Source organism: Conexibacter sp. SYSU D00693 (assembly GCF_017084525.1).
Lineage (GTDB): Bacteria > Actinomycetota > Thermoleophilia > Solirubrobacterales > Solirubrobacteraceae > Baekduia.
Window position 1 is genome coordinate 3,481,052 of the sequence record NZ_CP070950.1, and the last position, 17,477, is coordinate 3,498,528.

At 74.8% G+C, this 17,477-nt stretch carries 15 protein-coding genes and 1 pseudogene; 9 read left to right on the forward strand and 7 right to left on the reverse strand.

Going from position 1 to position 17,477, the window contains the following annotated elements:
- Positions 1-219: 219 nt before the first annotated feature.
- Positions 220-792, reverse strand: a pseudogene (locus JUB12_RS22395) (GDP-mannose 4,6-dehydratase); the annotation flags it as partial.
- An 80-nt stretch (positions 793-872) separates the two neighbouring features.
- On the opposite strand from JUB12_RS22395, the gene JUB12_RS17255 reads away from it, so the two are divergent.
- From JUB12_RS17255 to JUB12_RS17265, 3 genes are read left to right on the forward strand one after another with little or no spacing between them, the layout of a single operon-like run.
- Positions 873-1,616, forward strand: a complete 744-nt coding sequence (locus tag JUB12_RS17255; RefSeq protein WP_205696677.1) for an acyltransferase — start codon at positions 873-875, stop codon at positions 1,614-1,616.
- The gene (locus JUB12_RS17260) at positions 1,613-2,722 is read left to right on the forward strand and encodes a glycosyltransferase family 1 protein (protein WP_241004303.1); all 1,110 of its coding nucleotides are present in this window, start codon (positions 1,613-1,615) and stop codon (positions 2,720-2,722) included. The genes JUB12_RS17255 and JUB12_RS17260 overlap by 4 nt, the downstream gene beginning before the upstream one ends.
- Positions 2,719-3,849 carry a glycosyltransferase family 1 protein gene (locus tag JUB12_RS17265; RefSeq protein WP_205696678.1) on the forward strand — a complete coding sequence of 377 codons (1,131 nt, stop codon included), beginning with the start codon at positions 2,719-2,721 and terminating at the stop codon, positions 3,847-3,849. Before JUB12_RS17260 ends, JUB12_RS17265 begins: the two co-directional genes overlap by 4 nt.
- Here the strand turns inward: JUB12_RS17265 and JUB12_RS17270 are convergent.
- The gene (locus JUB12_RS17270) at positions 3,846-4,622 is read right to left on the reverse strand and encodes an FkbM family methyltransferase (protein ID WP_205696679.1); all 777 of its coding nucleotides are present in this window, start codon (positions 4,620-4,622) and stop codon (positions 3,846-3,848) included. The two genes, JUB12_RS17265 and JUB12_RS17270, sit on opposite strands and share 4 nt — an antisense overlap.
- A gap of 57 nt (positions 4,623-4,679) precedes the next feature.
- Between JUB12_RS17270 and JUB12_RS17275 the strand changes: the two genes are divergently transcribed.
- The 3 genes from JUB12_RS17275 to JUB12_RS17285 are packed head-to-tail and all read left to right on the forward strand — an operon-like array spanning position 4,680 to position 8,177.
- Entirely contained in the window at positions 4,680-6,179 is a 1,500-nt protein-coding gene (locus JUB12_RS17275; RefSeq protein ID WP_205696680.1) for a lipopolysaccharide biosynthesis protein, read from the forward strand.
- 15 nt (positions 6,180-6,194) lie between these two features.
- Positions 6,195-7,328: a glycosyltransferase family 4 protein gene (locus JUB12_RS17280; RefSeq protein WP_205696681.1), complete on the forward strand. Its 1,134-nt coding sequence runs from the start codon at positions 6,195-6,197 to the stop codon at positions 7,326-7,328.
- Positions 7,329-7,388: 60 nt separating this feature from the next.
- Complete coding sequence (locus JUB12_RS17285) at positions 7,389-8,177, forward strand: hypothetical protein (protein ID WP_205696682.1); 789 nt, start codon at positions 7,389-7,391, stop codon at positions 8,175-8,177.
- Between the two features lie 61 nt (positions 8,178-8,238).
- Here JUB12_RS17285 and JUB12_RS17290 read toward each other — a convergent pair whose 3' ends face one another.
- Both JUB12_RS17290 and JUB12_RS17295 read right to left on the reverse strand, forming a co-directional pair.
- Entirely contained in the window at positions 8,239-9,345 is a 1,107-nt protein-coding gene (locus JUB12_RS17290; protein ID WP_205696683.1) for a glycosyltransferase family 1 protein, read from the reverse strand.
- The gene (locus tag JUB12_RS17295) at positions 9,342-10,490 is read right to left on the reverse strand and encodes a glycosyltransferase family 4 protein (protein WP_205696684.1); all 1,149 of its coding nucleotides are present in this window, start codon (positions 10,488-10,490) and stop codon (positions 9,342-9,344) included. Before JUB12_RS17295 ends, JUB12_RS17290 begins: the two co-directional genes overlap by 4 nt.
- Positions 10,491-10,529: 39 nt before the next feature.
- Here JUB12_RS17295 and rfbC point away from each other — a divergent pair, with 39 nt between their 5' ends.
- Both rfbC and JUB12_RS17305 read left to right on the forward strand, forming a co-directional pair.
- A complete protein-coding gene (gene rfbC, locus JUB12_RS17300) occupies positions 10,530-11,093 on the forward strand; it encodes a dTDP-4-dehydrorhamnose 3,5-epimerase (RefSeq protein ID WP_205696685.1) in 564 nt (187 codons plus the stop codon).
- A gap of 111 nt (positions 11,094-11,204) precedes the next feature.
- Positions 11,205-12,404 carry a glycosyltransferase family 2 protein gene (locus JUB12_RS17305; RefSeq protein WP_205696686.1) on the forward strand — a complete coding sequence of 400 codons (1,200 nt, stop codon included), beginning with the start codon at positions 11,205-11,207 and terminating at the stop codon, positions 12,402-12,404.
- On the opposite strand, the gene JUB12_RS17310 is transcribed toward JUB12_RS17305, so the two are convergent.
- The 3 genes from JUB12_RS17310 to JUB12_RS17320 are packed head-to-tail and all read right to left on the reverse strand — an operon-like array spanning position 12,401 to position 16,753.
- On the reverse strand, positions 12,401-14,572 hold the full coding sequence (locus tag JUB12_RS17310; RefSeq protein WP_205696687.1) for a hypothetical protein: 2,172 nt from the start codon (positions 14,570-14,572) through the stop codon (positions 12,401-12,403). The two genes, JUB12_RS17305 and JUB12_RS17310, sit on opposite strands and share 4 nt — an antisense overlap.
- A complete protein-coding gene (locus JUB12_RS17315; RefSeq protein WP_205696688.1) occupies positions 14,569-15,294 on the reverse strand; it encodes a hypothetical protein in 726 nt (241 codons plus the stop codon). The genes JUB12_RS17310 and JUB12_RS17315 overlap by 4 nt, the downstream gene beginning before the upstream one ends.
- Positions 15,287-16,753, reverse strand: a complete 1,467-nt coding sequence (locus tag JUB12_RS17320; protein WP_205696689.1) for a DUF2142 domain-containing protein — start codon at positions 16,751-16,753, stop codon at positions 15,287-15,289. The genes JUB12_RS17315 and JUB12_RS17320 overlap by 8 nt, the downstream gene beginning before the upstream one ends.
- A gap of 89 nt (positions 16,754-16,842) precedes the next feature.
- Between JUB12_RS17320 and JUB12_RS17325 the strand changes: the two genes are divergently transcribed.
- Complete coding sequence (locus JUB12_RS17325; RefSeq protein WP_241004304.1) at positions 16,843-17,466, forward strand: DedA family protein; 624 nt, start codon at positions 16,843-16,845, stop codon at positions 17,464-17,466.
- Positions 17,467-17,477 lie beyond the last annotated feature (11 nt).

Genomic DNA, 17,477 nt, shown 5'->3' on the forward strand with positions numbered 1-17,477 from the left:
CGCGGTGGTCTCGACGACGCCGCCGCGCGTCTCCGTGCGCAGGAGGACGTGGTCGGGGCCGGTCGCGCGCCGGCGCGTCGCGGTGATCGCCGTGATGGCGGTCCAGCCGTCCCCGTCCCACACCTCCACGAGCTCGCCCGGGTCGAAGGTCTGGACGCTCGGGCCCTTGCGCACGAGCGGCACGAGGTCGGCCGGGGTGACCACCTGCGTGATGCCGTTGCGCCGCACCATGAGCGGCGCATTGGCACGCAGGCACTCGTGGTTGAACAGGATCCCCGAAGTGGCGTGGAGGTCGTAGGACTCGCGGTAGTTGACCGTGATGAAGTGGCCGTAGGCCTTGGCCACGCCGTAGGGCGAGCGGGGGTAGAAGGGCGTGTCCTCGGTCTGCGGGACCTCGCGGACCTTGCCGAACATCTCCGAGCTGGAGGCCTGGTAGAAGCGCGCCTCGGGGCAGACCTCGCGCATGGCCTCGAGCAGGCGGGTGACGCCGACGCCGGTGAACTCCGCGGTCAGCGTGGGCTGCACCCAGGAGACGGCGACGAAGCTCATCGCGGCGAGGTTGTAGATCTCGTCGGGTTCGCTGGCGCGCAGCGTGTCGACGAGGGAGCGCTGGTCGAGCAGGTCGCCCTGGTGCAGCGTGATGCGGTCGCGCAGGTGCTCGATGCGGTCGAACTTCTCCGTCGAGGCGCGGCGCACCATGCCGTGGACCTCGTAGCCCTTCTCGAGGAGCAGCTCGGCGAGGTAGGACCCGTCTTGGCCGGTGATGCCGGTGATGAGCGCTGACTTGGCCATGCGGGCGCTGAGGCTAACGAGGGGTGGGGGTGGATGCCCGAAGGAGGTGCCGCACGCGAGCCGCCCGTAGCCTTGCCGCCATGGTCCATGCCACAGCGCTGATCGATCCGGCCGCCGAGGTCCCGGACGATGCCGAGATCGGGCCCTTCACGGTCGTGCACGGCAACGTCCGGCTCGGTGCGGGGTGCCGCATCGGCAGCCACTGTTCGATCGGGGAGCCGACGCCGCTGGCCGAGGGTCGGCCGCTCGAAGTTGGCGACGGCGCGCTCATCCGCTCGCATTCGATCTTCTACGAGGGCTCGACCTTCGGCCCCGGGCTCCAGACAGGCCACCGCGTGACGGTGCGCGAGGCGACGCGGGCGGGGCGCGACCTGCAACTGGGGACGCTCTGCGACATCCAGGGCGACCTACGCTTCGGCGACCACGTGCGCCTGCACTCCAACGTCCACTGCGGGAAGCTCTCGGACGTCGGGTCCTACGTCTGGATCTTCCCTTACGTCGTGCTGACCAACGACCCGCATCCGCCGAGCGACGGCTTCCACGTCGGCGTGACGATCGAGGACTTCGCGGTGGTGGCGACGATGTCGACTGTGCTGCCCGGCGTGCGCGTCGGCAGCCGCTCGCTGGTCGGTGCGCAATCGCTCGTGCGCAAGGACGTCGCATCTGGCACCGTCGTCGTCGGCGTGCCGGCCAAGGAGGTTGGCGAGGCCTCGCGCGTGGCGCTCAGCGACGGCAGCGGCCCGGCGTACCCGTGGACGCGCCACTTCCACCGCGGCTACCCCGAGGACATCGTCGCCGGCTGGAAGGCCGAGCACGGTTGTTGACGACCGTCGGCCTGGACCTGGCCTACCTCGCGCCGGGCGCCACCGGCGGCATGGAGACCTACGCGCGCGCCCTCGTGCCGGCGCTGGCTGCCGCCCGGCCGCAGCTGCGCTTCGTCGTCTTCGCGGGGCGCGAGCTGGCGGGCGAGCTGCGCGCCGCGCCCTGGGTGGACGGGCTGCGCGTCGCGACGCTCCCGGTCTCCTCGGACACGCGGGTGCGGCGCACGGTGGTGGAGCAGGCGCTGCTGCCGGCGTACGTGCGCCGCGCGGGCGTCGACCTCGTCCACTCGCTGGGCAACACGGCGCCGCTGGCGCCGCTCGGCGTCCCGCTCGTCCTCACCCTGCACGACCTCATCTGGGCGCGGATGCCCGAGACCCACAGCGGCCTGCTCGCACGCGGGCTCGGCGTGCTGGTGCCGCCGGCGGTGCGCCGCGCCGCCCGGGTCATCGCGCCGTCGGAGGCGACCAAGCGCGACGCCGTCGAGCTGCTGGGGACGCCGCCCGAGAAGGTGGCGGTCGTGCCGCAGGGTCCGGGGCTGCTGGGCGGCGTCGAGCCGGTGAGCGAGGTGGAGCTGCGCGCCCGACTGGGACTTGGCGACGGCCCGCTCGTGCTGTGCCCGGCGCCCAAGCGCGCGCACAAGAACGTCGTGCGCCTCGCCCAGGCGATGGCGGGCCTGGACGCGACGCTCGTCGTCCCCGGCTACCCCGCGAAGGGCGTCGACGCTGACCTCGAGGTCGAGGGAGCGCGGGTCGTGCGCGCCGGGTGGGTGAGCGACGCTGAGCTCGAGGGGCTGTACGCGGCGTCGACGCTCCTGGCCTTCCCGTCGCTGGCCGAGGGCTTCGGCCTGCCCGTCGTCGAGGCGATGCGCCGCGGCCTGCCGGTCGCCTGCGCGGACGCGACGTCGCTGCCGGAGGTCGCCGGCGACGCGGCGCTGCTCTTCGACCCGCTCGACGTGCGCTCGATCCGCGGGGCCGTGCAGCGGCTGCTCGACGACGCCGCCCTGCGTGGGACGCTGGCCGAGCGTGGCCGGGCGCAGGCCGCCCGGTTCACGTGGGAGGCGACGGCGCGCGGGACGCTGGCGGTCTACGACGCGGTGCTGGGCGCGTGAGGCGCGTCGGCATCAACGCCCTGTTCCTCGAGCCGGGGATGGGTGGCCTCGAGGTCTACGTCCGGCGCCTGGTCGGCGAGGTCCTGGAGCTCGCCCCGGAGCTCGAGCTGACCATGGTCGTCAACCCGCTGGGCCGCGAGACGCTCGCCGTCGAGCCCTGGGCCGACGCCGTGCGCTGGGCCACGCCGCCGGTGCTCGGTCGCCGGGGCCTGCGCGCGCTGACGGAGCTGTCCGTGCTGGGGGCCTGGGCGTCGGCGCGCGTCGACGTCCTGCACAGCGCGGGGATGACCGGGCCGCTGCGCACCCGGGCCGCGCACGTCGTCGTGGTTGCCGACACGACGTGGCTCGTCGCGCCCACCGGCGGGACGATGGCGCTCACCGAGACGCTGTGGCGCACGACGATCCCGCCCGTCGCCCGCCGCGCCGCGCGCGTGGTCGCGATCAGCGAGGCCGGGGGCCGCGACCTGGTGGAGCATCTCGGGATCCCGACGTCGAAGCTCGACGTCGTCCCGCTGGGGCAGGGGACGCCACCTGACGTGGAGCCGCTGGGCGAGCGGGAGGTCCGCGAGCGCTTCGGCCTCGGTGAGGGGCCGATCGTGCTCTGCGTCGGCGCGCTCAAGGTCCACAAGAACCAGGAGGTCCTCGTCCGGGCGCTGCCGACGCTGCGGCGGGCGCACCCCGCCGTGCGACTCGTCCTCGTGGGTTCGACGGCCGAGCGCGACGGCGTGCTGCGCGACGAGGCCCAGCGCCTGGGCGTCGATGAGGCACTGACCATCGCCGGCTTCGTCGAGCCCGAGGAGCTCGAGGGCCTGTACCGCGCGGCCGGCTGCTTCGCCTTCCCGTCGCTCAACGAAGGCTTCGGCCTGCCGGTCCTCGAGGCGATGGCGCGCGACGTGCCCGTGGCGTGCTCGAACGTCTCCGCGATGCCGGAGCTCGCCGGCGACGCGGCACTCCTGTTCGACCCGCGCGACGAGGCGGCGGTCGCCGAGCAGGTGGGCCGGATCCTGGGAGACGCGACGCTGCACGAGCGGCTCGTCGCCGCCGGCCGCGAGCGCCAGGCGCTGTTCACGTGGCGCCGGACCGCCGAGCTGACGCTCGCGAGCTGGCGCCGCGCGGCGGCCAGCTAGTCCTGGCGGCGGTAGAGCCAGTCCATCGGCGAGAGCTGCTCGGGCTCGCCGTAGCGCTCGCCGAGCGCCGCCTCGACGTCGGGCCCCTGCTCGGCGCGGTCGTGCATCTCGACCAGGACGAAGCGCGGGGCGTGGCGCGCCATGTCCAGGCCGCGCAGCACCGGCGCCTCGAAGCCCTCGACGTCGAGGGAGAGCAGGTCCACCTCCGGCGCCTGGATCTCGTCGAGGATCGAGCTCAGGGTGCGCGCCGGGACGTCGGCCTCGTAGGGGTCGCGCCAGCCGAGCGCGAGCCCCGCGGCGGTCCAGTCAGGCTCGTCGTTGCGCGACCCGCTGACCGTCGACATGAGGTCGCCGAAGCGCATGCGCACGGTCGCGTCCTCGAAGCCGGCGGGGACGAGCGCGCAGCGGACGACGTGCGCGGTGGGACGCTCGCGGCGCGCCTCGTCGGCGAGCTCCTGCATCGGCTCGACGAGCAGCCCCCGCCAGCCGCGGAAGCGCTCGAGCCAGTACGTGTTGGACTGCGTGAAGCCGTCGTTGGCGCCGGCCTCGACGAAGAAGCCACCGTCGCGGTCGATGATGCGGTCGAGCTTGCGGTCGAGGTCGTGCAGCGCCGGATGCGACAGGCGGTCGGAGCCGCGGCGCTCGACGAGCGCCCGGCGCTGGCGGACGGCAGCCTTGCGCGCGCGCATCACCGGACCGCGCAGGCCGGTGGCCTTGAGCACCCGGGTGACCGGCCGCATGATCGCGATCTGCTGCTGGGGCGTGAGCGCCATCACGGCGAGTTGTACGGCACGTCCTCGCCGCACGCGGTGCTCGTAGGCTGCGCCGCAGTGGCCGGCGCCGACTCCGACGCACCGCGGTCTGCCGGTCCGCCGGCGGGCGGCGCCGACGCCACGGTCGAGCTGCTGGACACGCCCGAGGCGGGCCATGCGGTCGTCCGTGGCGGTGCCCTGCGGACGGCGAGCTTCGCGGCGGGCCTCGCCATCGCGGCGCTGTCGGCGCCCCTCATCGTCCGCCACCTCGGCAAGGAGGACTACGGCCGGCTGCTGACCGTCACGACCCTCATCTCGCTCGTGGCGATCATCACCGACCAGACGCTCACGAACATCGCGACCCGCGAGTACACGAGCGCCCGCCCGGAGGACCGCCGGCCGCTGCTGCGCGCCGTCCTCGGGCTGCGGATGCTGCTGACGGTCGCGGGTGTCGTGGTGGTGGGGGCCTTCGCGGTGCTCGCCGGCTACGAGTCCGAGATGCTCATCGGCGTCGCGGTGGCGGGCGCCGGGCTGCTCGTCGCCGACTACGTCGCGGGCTTCGCGGTGCCGCTCGCCGTGCGCCTGCAGCTGGGCTGGCTCGCGGTCTCGGACCTCGTCCGCAACGGGGTGAACGTCGCCCTCGTGGTGGTGCTCGTCCTGGCGGGCGCCGGGCTCGTCCCGTTCTACGCGCTGTCGGGCGCGGCGGCGCTGGGGGCGCTCGCGGTGATGGCGCCGGTCGTGCGGCGCGACGCGCCGTGGATGCCGGCCCGTGACCGCGCGCGCTGGCGGGCTCTGACGCGCGACGCGCTGCCCGTCGCCGCCGCGACGGCGTTCGGATCGCTGTACTTCCGCGTGGTCCTGCTGCTCATGTCGGTCACGGCGACGGCGGCGGAGACCGGCGACTTCTCGGTCTCGTTCCGGCTGTGCGAGATCGCGCTGGCGGTGCCGGCGATCATCACGGCGTCGGCGTTCCCGGTGCTCGCGCGGGCCGCGGACCGCGACAGCGCCCGGCTGCGCAACGCGCTGGAGCGCATGGCGGAGGTCGGGCTGGTGCTGGGCGGCGCCATCGTGGTGGTGGGGGTGCTCGGCGCGCAGGTGGCCATCGAGCTCGTGGTCGGCGACGAGCCGATCGGCGACTCGGCCCAGGCGTTGCGCTGGCAGCTGCTCGCGCTGCCCGCGAACTTCCTCGTGGCGGCGTGGTCCTACGGGCTGCTGAGCCTGCGCGACCACCGGGCGCTGCTGCGGGCCAACGCGTCGGCGTTCGTGGTGGCGGTCGCGGCGGCGCTGCCGCTCATCCAGGCGTTCGGCGCCTCGGGCGGCGCCGTGGCGATCGTCGTGGCCGAGGTGGCCCTGGCCGGGCTGCTCGCGCTGGCGCTGCGGCGGCGGGGCTTCCACCTGCACCTGCGGCCCCGGACGGCCGGCGTCCTGCCGGCGGCGGCGATCGCGCTCGGCGTCGGGCTCGGGGTCCCGCTGCCCGAGCCGGTGGGGGCGGTCGTCGGTGGGGCGCTCTACGGCGTGCTCGTCCTGTGGGGGCGCGTCGTCCCCGCCGAGGCGCTCGATGCGCTGCGCCGGCGCTGACGTAGCGTTGTCGCGGTGACGACGACGGTCCTCCTCGCCCGCGGCCACCAGGCGACGGCGTGGGAGCTGCGCCCGTGGGAGGCGCTGCCCGCGCGGTTCTCCGTGCGGCTCGCGCGGTCGCGGGCCAACGGGTGGGACGTGTCGTCTCTCGGGCTGGAGTCCGTCGAGGTGCGCACGGTGCTCGACGCGGTGCCGGCGCCGCTCGGCAGGCCCCTGCGCGGGCTGCTCGGCGATCGCTACCGCGGGCTCAGCGCGCTGCTCGAGGGCGTCGACGTCGTCCACGCCGAGGAGCTGGGCTACTGGTTCGCCGCGGACGTCGCGCGGGCCCGTCTGCGGGGCGCTGACGTGCGGGTCGTCCAGACCGCCTGGGAGACGCTGCCGCTGCTCGACGCCTACCGGACGGCGCCCGCTCGGCGCCGCCGGCGCGAGGTGCTCGAGGGCACCGACCTCTTCCTCGCCGCGACGCAGCGCGCCGCGGACGCGCTGCTGCTCGAGGGCGTCCCGGCGGAGAAGGTGTCGGTGAGCGCGCCGGGGATCGACGTCGGGCGGTTCGCCGCGGCGGCGGTGCCGGCCGGCGAGCGGGAGGACCTGATCGTCTCGCCGGGGCGGCTCGTGTGGGAGAAGGGCCACCAGGACGTCCTGCGCGCGCTGGCCCTCCTGCGCCGTCGCGGTGCCTCGGTGCCGCACCTGCGGATCGTCGGGTCGGGGCCCGAGGAGGAGCGCCTGCGCCGCCACGCCGACGAGCTCGGCATCGGCGACCGCGTGCGGATCGGGGCGGTCCCCTACGACGAGATGCCGTCCGTCCTCGGTCGCGCCCGCGCCATGTGCCTCATGTCCCTGCCCTCCGCCGGCGGCGGCCTGCACCCCCTCGACGTCCCGCACGTCTTCTGGGAGGAGCAGTTCGGGATGGTCTTCGCCGAGGCGCTCGCCGCCGGCACGCCGATCGTCACGACCGCGTCGGGCGCGATCCCGGAGGTCGTCGACGGGGTCGCCTCCGTGGTGGCTCCGGGCGACTGGCCCGCGCTGGCCGACCTCCTCGCGGCGGGTGTCCCGGTGGCGGACGCCGACCTCGCGGCAGAGCGGCTCGGCGGGTGGTCGCTCGAGGCGGCCGCGGACCGCCTCGCGGCGGCCTACGACCGCGTGCGGTGAGGCGGCGGGTGCCTGGCACCCCGTCACTGGATGGTCAGGCGGCACGGATAAGGTCGGTCGGTGCTCGCCGTCGCTGCTCTCTCGATCGCCACCGCCGTCGCCGCGCAGGCGGCCGACGCGGGCCCCTGGTACGTCGCGTGCGGACCGCGACCGGGCGCGACGGACCTGCACGCGCTGCACGCCGACGGACGGCTCGAGCGGCTGACGAACGGCGCGCAGCTCAACGGGATCGCGGCGCGAGTCGGGCAGGCGGTCGTGGCGACGCTGGGGACCAACGGGCAGACGCGCATCGTGCGGGTCGTGCCGCAGCCGTCGCGCCTGCTGGCCAGCCACGCGGCGGGCAGCCCGCGGCTCTCGATGGACGGCCGGCGCGTGGCGTGGACGGCCCTGAGCGAGCGACGAGGACGGTTCGTGCAGGACGTCTGGGTCAAGCGCCTGGACCGTCCGGAGGCGGCCCGGCGCGTGGCACGGATCGCCGGCGTCCTGGTGGCGACGGACTTCGATGCGCGCGGGGTCTTGCACGTGGCCGTGCGGCGGCCGGGCGCCACCGCGGTGCTCGCCGTCTCGCCGAAGGGCCCGACGGTGCGCCTGCCGCGCATCGACGCCCTGCGCTTCGGGCCTGCGGGGCTGGTCGCGACGGCGCAGGGGCGGCAGATCACCGTCCGCGACGGGCTGCGGGGCGCGGTCGTGCGGACGCGGCGCGGGGCGTTCGTCCAGGGCTGGGACGCCGCGGGGACGCTGCTGGTGAGCGACACGGCCGGCCGGCTGGAGGCCTGGGACCCGCGGGCCCGCACCTCCCGCGACCTCGGCCGCCTCGCCTGCGGGCAGCCCTACGGCGGCGAGCGGTGAAAGGTGCCAGGCACCTTTCGTCCCTGGGCGGGGGCGCGCGGTGAAAAGTGCCTGGCACTTTTCATCCCCGGGCGAGGGCGCGCAGGAGCGTGAGGTGCTCCCGCGCCGTGCGCTCCCAGGAGTAGGCCGCCGCGCGCTGGGGGCCGAGGTCGCGCAGGCGGTCGGCGAGGCGGGGCTCGGTGAGCAGGCGGCGCAGCGCCTCGGTGATCGCGAGGACGTGGTGGGGCTCGACGAGCAGGGCGGCGTCCTGGGCGACCTCGGGCAGGGACGAGATCGAGGACGTGAGGACCGGGGCCCCGGCGGCCATCGCCTCGAGGACCGGGAGGCCGAAGCCCTCGTAGAGCGACGGGTAGGCGAACGCGGCGCAGCCGGCGTAGAGGGCGCGCAGCTCGTCGTCGGAGACGAAGCCCAGGAGCTTGACCTCGTCGGGGTTGGCGCGGGCGGCGTCGAGGATCGGGCCGGCGTCCCAGCCGGTGGGGCCGACGAGCGCCAGCGCCTTCCCGGCACGGACGTCGTCGGGCAGCGCGGCCCAGGCGGCGATGAGGCGCTCGAGGTTCTTGCGCGGCTCGAGCGTCCCGGCGGCCAGGACGAACTGGCGCTCGCGCAGGCCGTGGCGCGCCGCGACCTCCCCCGGCTCGAGGCCGACGGCGCCGCGCGGCGGGTCTGCCGCGAGGGGGATCACCGACGCCTTGGACGCCACGGCGGGGAACAGCCGCACGAGGTCGTCGAGCGTCGCCTGGGAGTTGCACGGCAGCGCGGCGGCGCGGCGCAGGGCGGGGCGGATCGTCGCCCGCTCGATGCGGCCGGCGCGGGGCTGGGCCCACCCCGGCTCGACGAGCGAGATGAGGTCGTGGACGTAGATCGCCGTCGGCTTCCACGTGCCCCAGGCGGTGAGGTAGGAGTTGGTCGACAGGACGACGTCGGCCGCGCGGCTCGCCCGGACCGCCGCGACCGCGTGCCACGCCGGATCCGGCAGGCCGATGAGCGACCACGAGAACCGCGCGTCCAGGGCCGGGTCCTCCCAGCGCTCGCGCGCGAGCAGGACGAACCGCGCGTCGGCCGCCTCGGGCAGGGCGGCGAGGGCGCGCAGCAGCTCGCGGACGTAGCGCCCGCGCCCGGCGGGGACCTCCGCGGCCGCCCGCGCGTCGATCGCCGCGACGAGGCTCATGCCCCGGCGGCGTAGCCCGCGAGGACCGTCCTGAGCGACGTCTGCAGCGACAGCTCCTCGGCGTGCGCGGCGAACCAGTCGGCGGTCGACTCGCGCAGCGCCTCGCCGCCCTCGTGGCACCTGACGATCGCGTCCGCGAGGTCGGACGGCGAGGCCGAGGGCGCGACGAAGCCGTTCACGCCGTCCTCCACGTGCTCGACTGCCGCGTTGTCCGGCGCCGCGACCACGACGCTCGGCACTCCCGCCGCGGCCGCCTCCACGACGACCATCCCGTAGCCCTCGCGCGTCGAGGGCAGCAGCATGCACGTGGCGTGGCGCAGGGCGTGCTCGACCTCCGAGCCGTCGACGAACCCCGGTGCGCGCACGAGCTCCGTCGCCCCCGCACGCGCGATCGCCGCGTCGACCTCCGCCCGCTGGGGCCCGTCCCCGAAGATGACGCCGCGCAGCCCGGCGACCCGCCGCGCGGCCTCGACCACCGCCGGCACGACGGCCGGCGCCTGCTTCTCGGGGATGAGCCGCCCCGCGAAGACGACCTCCCCGGACGCCGGTGCGGGAGACGGACGCTCGAGCAAGCCCGCCCACTCGCCGCGCAGGACCGTCGGCGTCCCGCGCAGCCCCTCCTCGCGCAGCCGTCGAGCGTGCAGCGCGCTGAAGCAGTAGGCCTGCTGGGGCACCCGCGCGCACGCCGCCTGGATCGCCCGCGCCACGCGGCCCTTCACGCCGCCGAGGTACTCCGCCCAGTACGACGGCGACCACACCTCGTGCCACTCCGCGACGATCCGGTAGCGGCCGCGGCGGCGTGCCACGCCGGCGGCCAGCAGCGAGAAGTACGGGAACGACGCGGTGTGGACGACGTCGTAGTCGCGGCCGTGGCGCCACAGGTGCTTGAGCACGCCCCAGCCGAAGCGCAGCGGCTCGCCGATCGTCCGGCTGCCGTCGGGCCCGTAGAGCGGCTCGTCCTTCGACACCGCCACCACCCGCACGCCCGGGACCTCCGGGGGCTCGTCCTGCGCCCACTGCACCCGCGTGAGGTAGGTCACGTCGTGCCCGTCGGCCGCCAGCGCCTCGCCGAGGTTGCGCATCCAGCGCTCGAGGCCCCCCACGGTCCAGGGGAACAGGCAGTCGTAGACCAGGCAGATCCGCATGCCGGTCCATCCAAGCAGTCGCTAGGGTCGGGCGCCGTCATGGCGCGCTTCGAGCGGATCCCGACGCGGCTCGACGGGCCCGTGCTCCTCCGGCCGGCCGTGTTCGCCGACGAGCGCGGGTTCTTCGCGGAGACCTTCCGCGAGAACGAGCTGGCGCGGTTCGGGATCGAGGAGCGCTGGGTCCAGGACAACCACTCGCGAAGCGCCCGCGGGACCGTCCGCGGCCTGCACTTCCAGATCGGCGCTGGCGCCGCGAAACTCGTGCGCTGCGGCCGGGGGACGATCGTCGACGTCCTCGTCGACCTGCGCCGCTCCTCGCCGACCTACCGCGAGTGGGAGGCTTTCGAGCTTTCCGACACGGACCTGCGGCTGCTCTACGTGCCCGTGGGGTTCGCCCACGGCTTCGTCGTGACCTCCGACGTCGCCGACGTCCTCTACAAGCAGTCGGCTTACTACGCCGGCGACGTCGAGCGCGGGATCAAGTTCGACGACCCGGCGATCGGCGTCGACTGGCAGCTGCCCGAGGCCGAGTGGATCTTCAGCGAGCGCGATCGCACCGCGCCGACGTTCGCCGAGTTCGAGACGCAGCTCCCCGACTGGTAGTGGGGACGGTCTCGGTACGATGGGCAACAACGCGACCTTCCCCGTTCGTTCGCGTTCTGCTAGGGAAAACGCCTCTCGAGAGGCGCTGCCACGTCCCTCCCCAGCACTCCCATGAGCACGCTCGAGACCACCACCTCAGCGCCGCAGCAGGCGCCCACCGACGACCTCGTCGTCTCCGTCGTGATCCCCTGCCTCAACGAGGAGGAGAACATCGAGGCCTGCGTCAGAAGCGCCCTCGACGTCCTGCGGGAACGGGGGATCCCCGGGGAGGTCGTCGTCGCCGACAACGCCTCGGAGGACCGCAGCGCCGAGCTGGCCGCCGCCGCCGGCGCCCGGGTCATCCACGAGCCGCGCCGCGGCTACGGCTCCGCCTACCTCGCCGGCTTCGCCGCCGCCCGCGGCAAGTACATCGTCATGGGCGACGCGGACCTCACCTACGACTTCGCCGAGATCCCGAACTTCGTCAAAGAGCTCGACGACGGCGCCGAGCTGGTGATGGGCGACCGGATGGACAACATCCAGCCGGGCGCCATGCCGTGGCTGCACCAGTACGTCGGCAATCCGATCCTCTCCGGGATCCTCAACCTCTTCTTCAAGACGGGCATCCGCGACGCGCACTGCGGCATGCGCGCCCTGCGCCGCGACGTCCTTCCCCGCCTGGACCTGCGCACGACCGGCATGGAGTTCGCCTCCGAGATGGTCATCCGCGCCGGCAAGGAGCACCTGGACATCCGGGAGTTCCCGATCCAGTACCACCCGCGCGGCGGCGAGTCGAAGCTGTCGACGTTCCGCGACGGCTGGCGCCACCTGCGCTTCCTGCTCGTCCACAGCCCGAACCACCTGTTCGTGCTGCCGGGCGCCGTCATCGCGCTGCTGGGCGTGATCATCTCGCTGACCAGCGTCCTGGACATCGAGATCTTCGGCCGCCAGTGGGAGCTGCACACGATGGTCGCGGGCTCGCTGGCGATGATCGTCGGCACGCAGGTCGTCGCCCTGGGCCTGGCCGCCCACGCCTACGGCAAGTACTTCATGGGCGAGCGTGACACGTGGTTCGACCGCATGCGCGACCACTACCAGCTCGAGCACGGGCTGGCGCTCGGCGGCGCCATCACCCTCGCCGGCGTCGTCATCGGCGCCGTGATCCTCATCAAGTGGATCGACAACGGCTTCGGCTCGCTGTCGGAGGAGAAGCTCTCCGTGCTGGCCGCGACCCTCATGATCGTCGGCGTCCAGGTCTTCTTCTCGTCGTTCCTGCTGTCGATCCTGGGCCTGCGCCGGGTCGACAAGGACGAGCAGCCGACCGCCGCCTAGCAGCCGACGACGCGGACGTCATCGAGGCGCAGCGCGGCCTCGCGCTCGCCGCCGATAGCGCGCGACGGCGTGGCGCCGGCACTGACCAGGACGGGCGCGTCGCCCTCTGGCAGGGCGACGCGGACGTCGGCCCGCTCGCCGGGCTGGAGCTCGCCCGTTCGCCGCTCGCCGCTCCGCGCGCCGACCGACCATCGCGTGGTGGGCGGCGCGTCGTCGATGAGGGGCGGGGCCGTCACGATCATCTGAACGCATCTGCGCGACGTGCCCCCGACGCTCGCCGGGAACGCGCGCAGGCGCATGGGCTCGGCGCCCCGCGACCAGCCGTCGTCCTCGAAGGTGCCGTCCAGGAACGCATAGGCGAGCTGCAGCGGGCGGCGCGGATCGCGCTCCACAAGCGCCGCGGCGCTCGGGGACTGCGCGCGCCAGACGCCGTCGAACGCCAGGCGCGCGAAGCCCGTCGGGGCGACGTACCAGCGCGGCAGCGGCGCACCCTCCTGACGCACGACGCGCACCGCGCCGGTGCGCTCGTCGGCGACCACTGCGGTGTTCCCGGTGGGGTTCGGCGCGCAGCAGAAGTTGCGTTGCTCGACGTCGTCGAGCAGCAATGTGGCGCGCGCCGAGCGGTTGAAGTAGTTGACCTCAAGCAGGCGCTGGCGGACGTCGCCGCCGCCAACGGGCGACCCGAACACCGCGACGGGACCGTCGACTCCGACCTCCTCGTCGGCGAACGACAGGGCGGCGAAGCTCGTGCCGGGGCGTCCCGCAAGGTCGGTGTAGCGGTTCATCGCGTAGGTCCCCGCCACCGCGCCGTGCACGGTGACAAGCGCGAGGACGACCCCGGCGACAACCGCCCGCCGCGCGGGTCGCCGGGCGACGAGGAGCGCCAAGCCAACGGCCAGCGCCGCCAGGGCGAGCAGCAGGACGGTTAGCGACCCGCCGCCCACGACGTTCGAGACGCGGCCCTCGACGACGCGCTTGAGAAAGATGGAGCCGGCGTCGATGAACGCCGCGTACGGGAACTCATTGGTCTGCGGGCCGCCGACCGCGACGGCGCGGGCGACGACCGCCCCGCCGATCGCCGCGCCGACCCAGCCCACCTCGCCGGTCGCGAGAGGCCGCGCCGCCGCGACGACTAGCAGCGGCAGCAGCGGCGTGACGTAGCGGTCCTCAAGCGTCGCGGTGTAGAAGACGTAGGAGTACGCGACGAAGACGCCGAGAGCGACGACCGCGAAGGCGCCGGTCTCGCGCCCGCGGGGATGTACGACCTCGCGCGCGAGCCATACGACGCCGAACACCGCGATGATGACCGCCACGGTCGGCGCGAGGCGCCCGAGCACCTCGAAGGCCTGGTCGCCAAGCCGGCCGAGCTCTATGGACTGGTCGGTGATCTGCGAGCCGTAGCCGCCGATGACGCCCGCCTGACCGCGCACCGCCAGCGCCAGCGCGCCGAGCAGCCCCACGCCCGCGAGCAGCGGGTGCTGGCGGGCGACGACGAGCGGCAGCCGGCGCAGCCAGGTACGGCGGTCGACGTCCGCCGGGCGGTCGCGCCACGCCGTCACCGGGATGGCGAGCGCGAGGGCGAGGACGAACGCGATCGAGCTCACGCGCGCCGCCGTGGCCAGGAGCGCGGTGGCGAGTACCCATGCGTCCGCTCCGATCGACGGCCGCACCGTGCTGCGCCACATCGCATGGAACAGCAGCGTGCACATGAGCAGGCCTGGGACGGTGTTGAGGAACGTCTCGCCGAACACCGCCCACGGGGTGACGACGGCGACCGCGCCGGTCGCGACCGCCAGCCACCGGCCGAGGCCCACGCCCCGCGCCAGGAGGTAGGTCGGCACGGCGACGAGCGCGCCGCACAGTGCGATGAGCACGCGGCCGGCCTGGAAGTCGGCGGCCGTCGGACCCGGCCAGGCCTGCGCGATCCACAGCAGGATCCCGGTCAGACGCTCGGGTCCGCGGTCGCCGTAACTCGTGGCGAAGATGCCCTTGATGGGGTCGGCCGCGATCTGGCGGGAGCCGAGGACCGAGAGGTACTCGTCGTTCTGGCGGTCGTGGTTGTCCAGCCCGAACCACGCCGTCCACACGGTCGTGGCGAGGACGAGCAGGCCGAGGACGACCAGCGGCGCGCGGGGGTGCGCGAGCAGGCGGTGCAGGCGCTGGGTCACAGGCGAGGGCGGACGGCGTCCGCCGCGGCGTCGGCCCGGCTGGCGCGCAGCACCGCGACGGTGAGGGCGATCGGGGCGCCGACGACGACCGCGAGCAGGAGGAGGTGAAGCAGGAGCCGCGGCGTGGGGCGCGTCGCGTCGATGCGCCGGGAGACCTCGCCGGCCTTGCCGAGCAGCGACCCGTCGCCGCGCTCGCGTAGGACGATCCAGGGCTGTGCCGCGGTGCCGGTCGGCCGGCCGTCGCGCGTGACGGTCACCCCCGGAGCGAGGCCGCGCGGCTCGTCGGCGCCGAGCAGGTCGAACGCCACCCGGCCGCGGTTGCGCACGCACAGCCGCGCGCCGTCGAGCTCGCGCCCCGGCGAGCGCGACAGCGGCACCCGCACGGGCGGGCCGGACGCCCAGCCGGCCTCGAGGCTGCCGGTCGCGCGGAACCCCGGCGCGCTCAGCGTGAGGGCGACCGGCGGCAGCGGACCCTCCGCCCGGCCGGCGATCTGCGCGACCGCCGCATCGGGGCTCAGGCCGAAGCCCGCGGCGCACACCTCGCTGCCCGCCGGCACCGGCACGTCGACGACGGCGGTGCGCGGCTCGCTGGTCGGCGTGCTGGACACGAACGAGCGGCCTTGCAGCAGGGTCGGCGCGACGATCCCCAGGAAGACCAGGGCGGCCAGGACGGCGGTGGCCGTCGCGGCGAGCGGAGGCAGACGGCGCAGCGCGTCACGCATAGGAGCGCAGCAGGGTCTCCCCGATCCCCATGGTCGAGAGCGTGAGCAGGCCGACGAGCACCACGGCGGCGGCGAGCGCGCCGGCGCGGCGCGGGAGGCGGTCGGCGATCGTCGCGAGCGCAAGGGCGAAGGCGCCGATGGCCGGCAGCAGGTACCGGCCGGTGATGAGCGGGTCGCCGCCGCCGAGGATCGCGCGGTAGGAGGCGAGGTGCAGGAAGCCGACGATCGCGCCCGCGAAGAGGCCGACGAGGACGACCTGCAGCGCGTGGGCCTTCAGCCGGTCCCAGTGGCGCACGCCGAGGGCCAGCAGGACGAGGAAGGCGCCGACGAGCCCCACCTGGACGGCGGCGCGAGCGGCCTCGGGCAGGACGACCTCGTAGGAGCCGAAGCTCGCGAACCCCGTGTCGACGAAGACCTGGCGGAAGCCGTACTCGGGCCCGACGCGGGCGCCCATCGTCTCCAGCGGCGGCAGGTAGAACTGCCAGACGAAGCTCAGGAAGCCGCGGACCGACGCGCCACCGACGTCGAAGTTCGCCTCGCCGCCGTAGGCGCCGCCGGTCCCGCCGCCGATGACCTTCAGCACCAGGCCGCAGAGCGCCAGGCCCGCGAGCGCGGCGCCGGCGCCGATGGCCGCGCGCCGCAGGTCGTCGCGGTGGCGCAACGCGATGACGGCGGCGGCCGCGACGACGAACGGGACCAGGGCGATGCCGCGGCCGTGGGTCAGCAGGGCGCCGCCCGCGGCGAGGCCGAAGAGCGCCATCCGCCGTGGCTCGGGCCCGCGCTTGAACGCCCGGATCGCCAGCCACAGGGCGGTCGTGCTGAGGAGCATGAGCAGCGCGTCGGCGTTGACGATGCCCGAGATCTGCCCGGCCATCGGGTGCAGCGCCACCGCGCCCGCGGCGACGACCCGCGGCAGCATGCGCGTGAAGAGCTCGGCGGCGGCGAGCCAGGCGACGAGCGTCGTGAGGACGAGCAGCAGCACCGAGACGGTGCGCATCGCCTGGAGGTCGGTGAGGAAGCCGCCGGGCGTCAGGCGGTACGGGATCGCCTCGAGCGCGTAGTACAGCGGCGGGTTCTTGGCCAGCGGATTGGGGCCGTCGCCCGCCTCCGCCGCGTCGGCGGGCAGTGCGTCCTGCGCGCGGTCGAAGGCCTGCGCGTCGCGGTCGCGCCACGCCGGCTTGACGCCCGGGTTCTGCAGCATGCGCCGCAGGCCCAGCTGGTCCAGCGCGATGGCCTCGGCGCCCGGGTAGGTGCCGCGGCCGCCGTCGACGGCCGGCCGGTCGCCGGTCTCGGCGAGGTGCACGGCGTAGGCGACGTGCTCGCTCTCGTCGAAGGCCTGCAGCGGCGCGGTGACCACCGACCAGGCGAGCCCCAGCACGAGCGCGGTGGCGAGGAGCAGCGCGAGCGGGAGCGGGACCGAGCGAGCCGCCGTGGCGCTGGGGATGGCGCGACGGAGCATCGGGCGCAGGGATCGTAGCCGCGGTGCACCTCGCCTCGGCGTGCGGCCCGTTGACATGGTCCTTAGCCGACTCAGCCATCATGGGGGCGGTGACCGCCTGGGCCGAGGACCTGCTCACGGGGGGCGGCGGCTACGCCGTGCTCGCCTTCCTGATCCTGGTCGAGAACCTGTTCCCGCCGATCCCCTCGGAGGTCATCCTGCCGCTCGCCGGGGCGCAGGTGGCCGCGGGGGACATGAGCTACCTGCCGGCCGTCCTGACGGCGACGGTGGGGTCGGTCGTGGGCGCCCTCGTGCTCTACGGCATCGCGCGCTTCGGCGGGCGGGCCATCCTCCTGCGCTGGGGCCGGGTCCTGCGCCTGGACCACCAGCGCCTGGACCGCGCCGACGACTGGTTCGACCGCCACGGCTCGCCGATCGTCTTCTTCGGCCGGCTCATCCCGGGCGTGCGCTCGGTCGTGTCGGTGCCCGCAGGCCTCAGCGAGATGCCGCTCGCGCGCTTCGTCGGCCTGACGACGGCCGGCTCGCTGCTGTGGAACGCGGCGCTCATCGGCGGCGGCTGGGCGCTCGGCGAGCAGTGGCGCGACGTCAGCCACGCGGTCGAGGACTTCGACCTGCTGCTCGTCGGTTCGTTCGTCGTGGCGATGGCCGCGTTCGTCGTCTGGCGCCACCGGCGCGTGCGCCGCCGCCGGACCGCAGACGCGCTGGCCGACTAGCCGCCCGCCGC

What these genes read in the sequence shown, in the direction of transcription:
- JUB12_RS17320 (WP_205696689.1), bottom strand. Translation starts at nt 16,753, where the DNA reads ATGCTCCGTCGCGCCATCCCCAGCGCCACGGCGGCTCGCTCGGTCCCG.
- rfbC (WP_205696685.1), top strand. Translation starts at nt 10,530, where the DNA reads ATGGCGCGCTTCGAGCGGATCCCGACGCGGCTCGACGGGCCCGTGCTC.
- JUB12_RS17255 (WP_205696677.1), top strand. Translation starts at nt 873, where the DNA reads ATGGTCCATGCCACAGCGCTGATCGATCCGGCCGCCGAGGTCCCGGAC.
- JUB12_RS17290 (WP_205696683.1), bottom strand. Translation starts at nt 9,345, where the DNA reads ATGAGCCTCGTCGCGGCGATCGACGCGCGGGCGGCCGCGGAGGTCCCC.
- JUB12_RS17295 (WP_205696684.1), bottom strand. Translation starts at nt 10,490, where the DNA reads ATGCGGATCTGCCTGGTCTACGACTGCCTGTTCCCCTGGACCGTGGGG.
- JUB12_RS17315 (WP_205696688.1), bottom strand. Translation starts at nt 15,294, where the DNA reads ATGCGTGACGCGCTGCGCCGTCTGCCTCCGCTCGCCGCGACGGCCACC.
- JUB12_RS17270 (WP_205696679.1), bottom strand. Translation starts at nt 4,622, where the DNA reads ATGGCGCTCACGCCCCAGCAGCAGATCGCGATCATGCGGCCGGTCACC.
- JUB12_RS17305 (WP_205696686.1), top strand. Translation starts at nt 11,205, where the DNA reads ATGAGCACGCTCGAGACCACCACCTCAGCGCCGCAGCAGGCGCCCACC.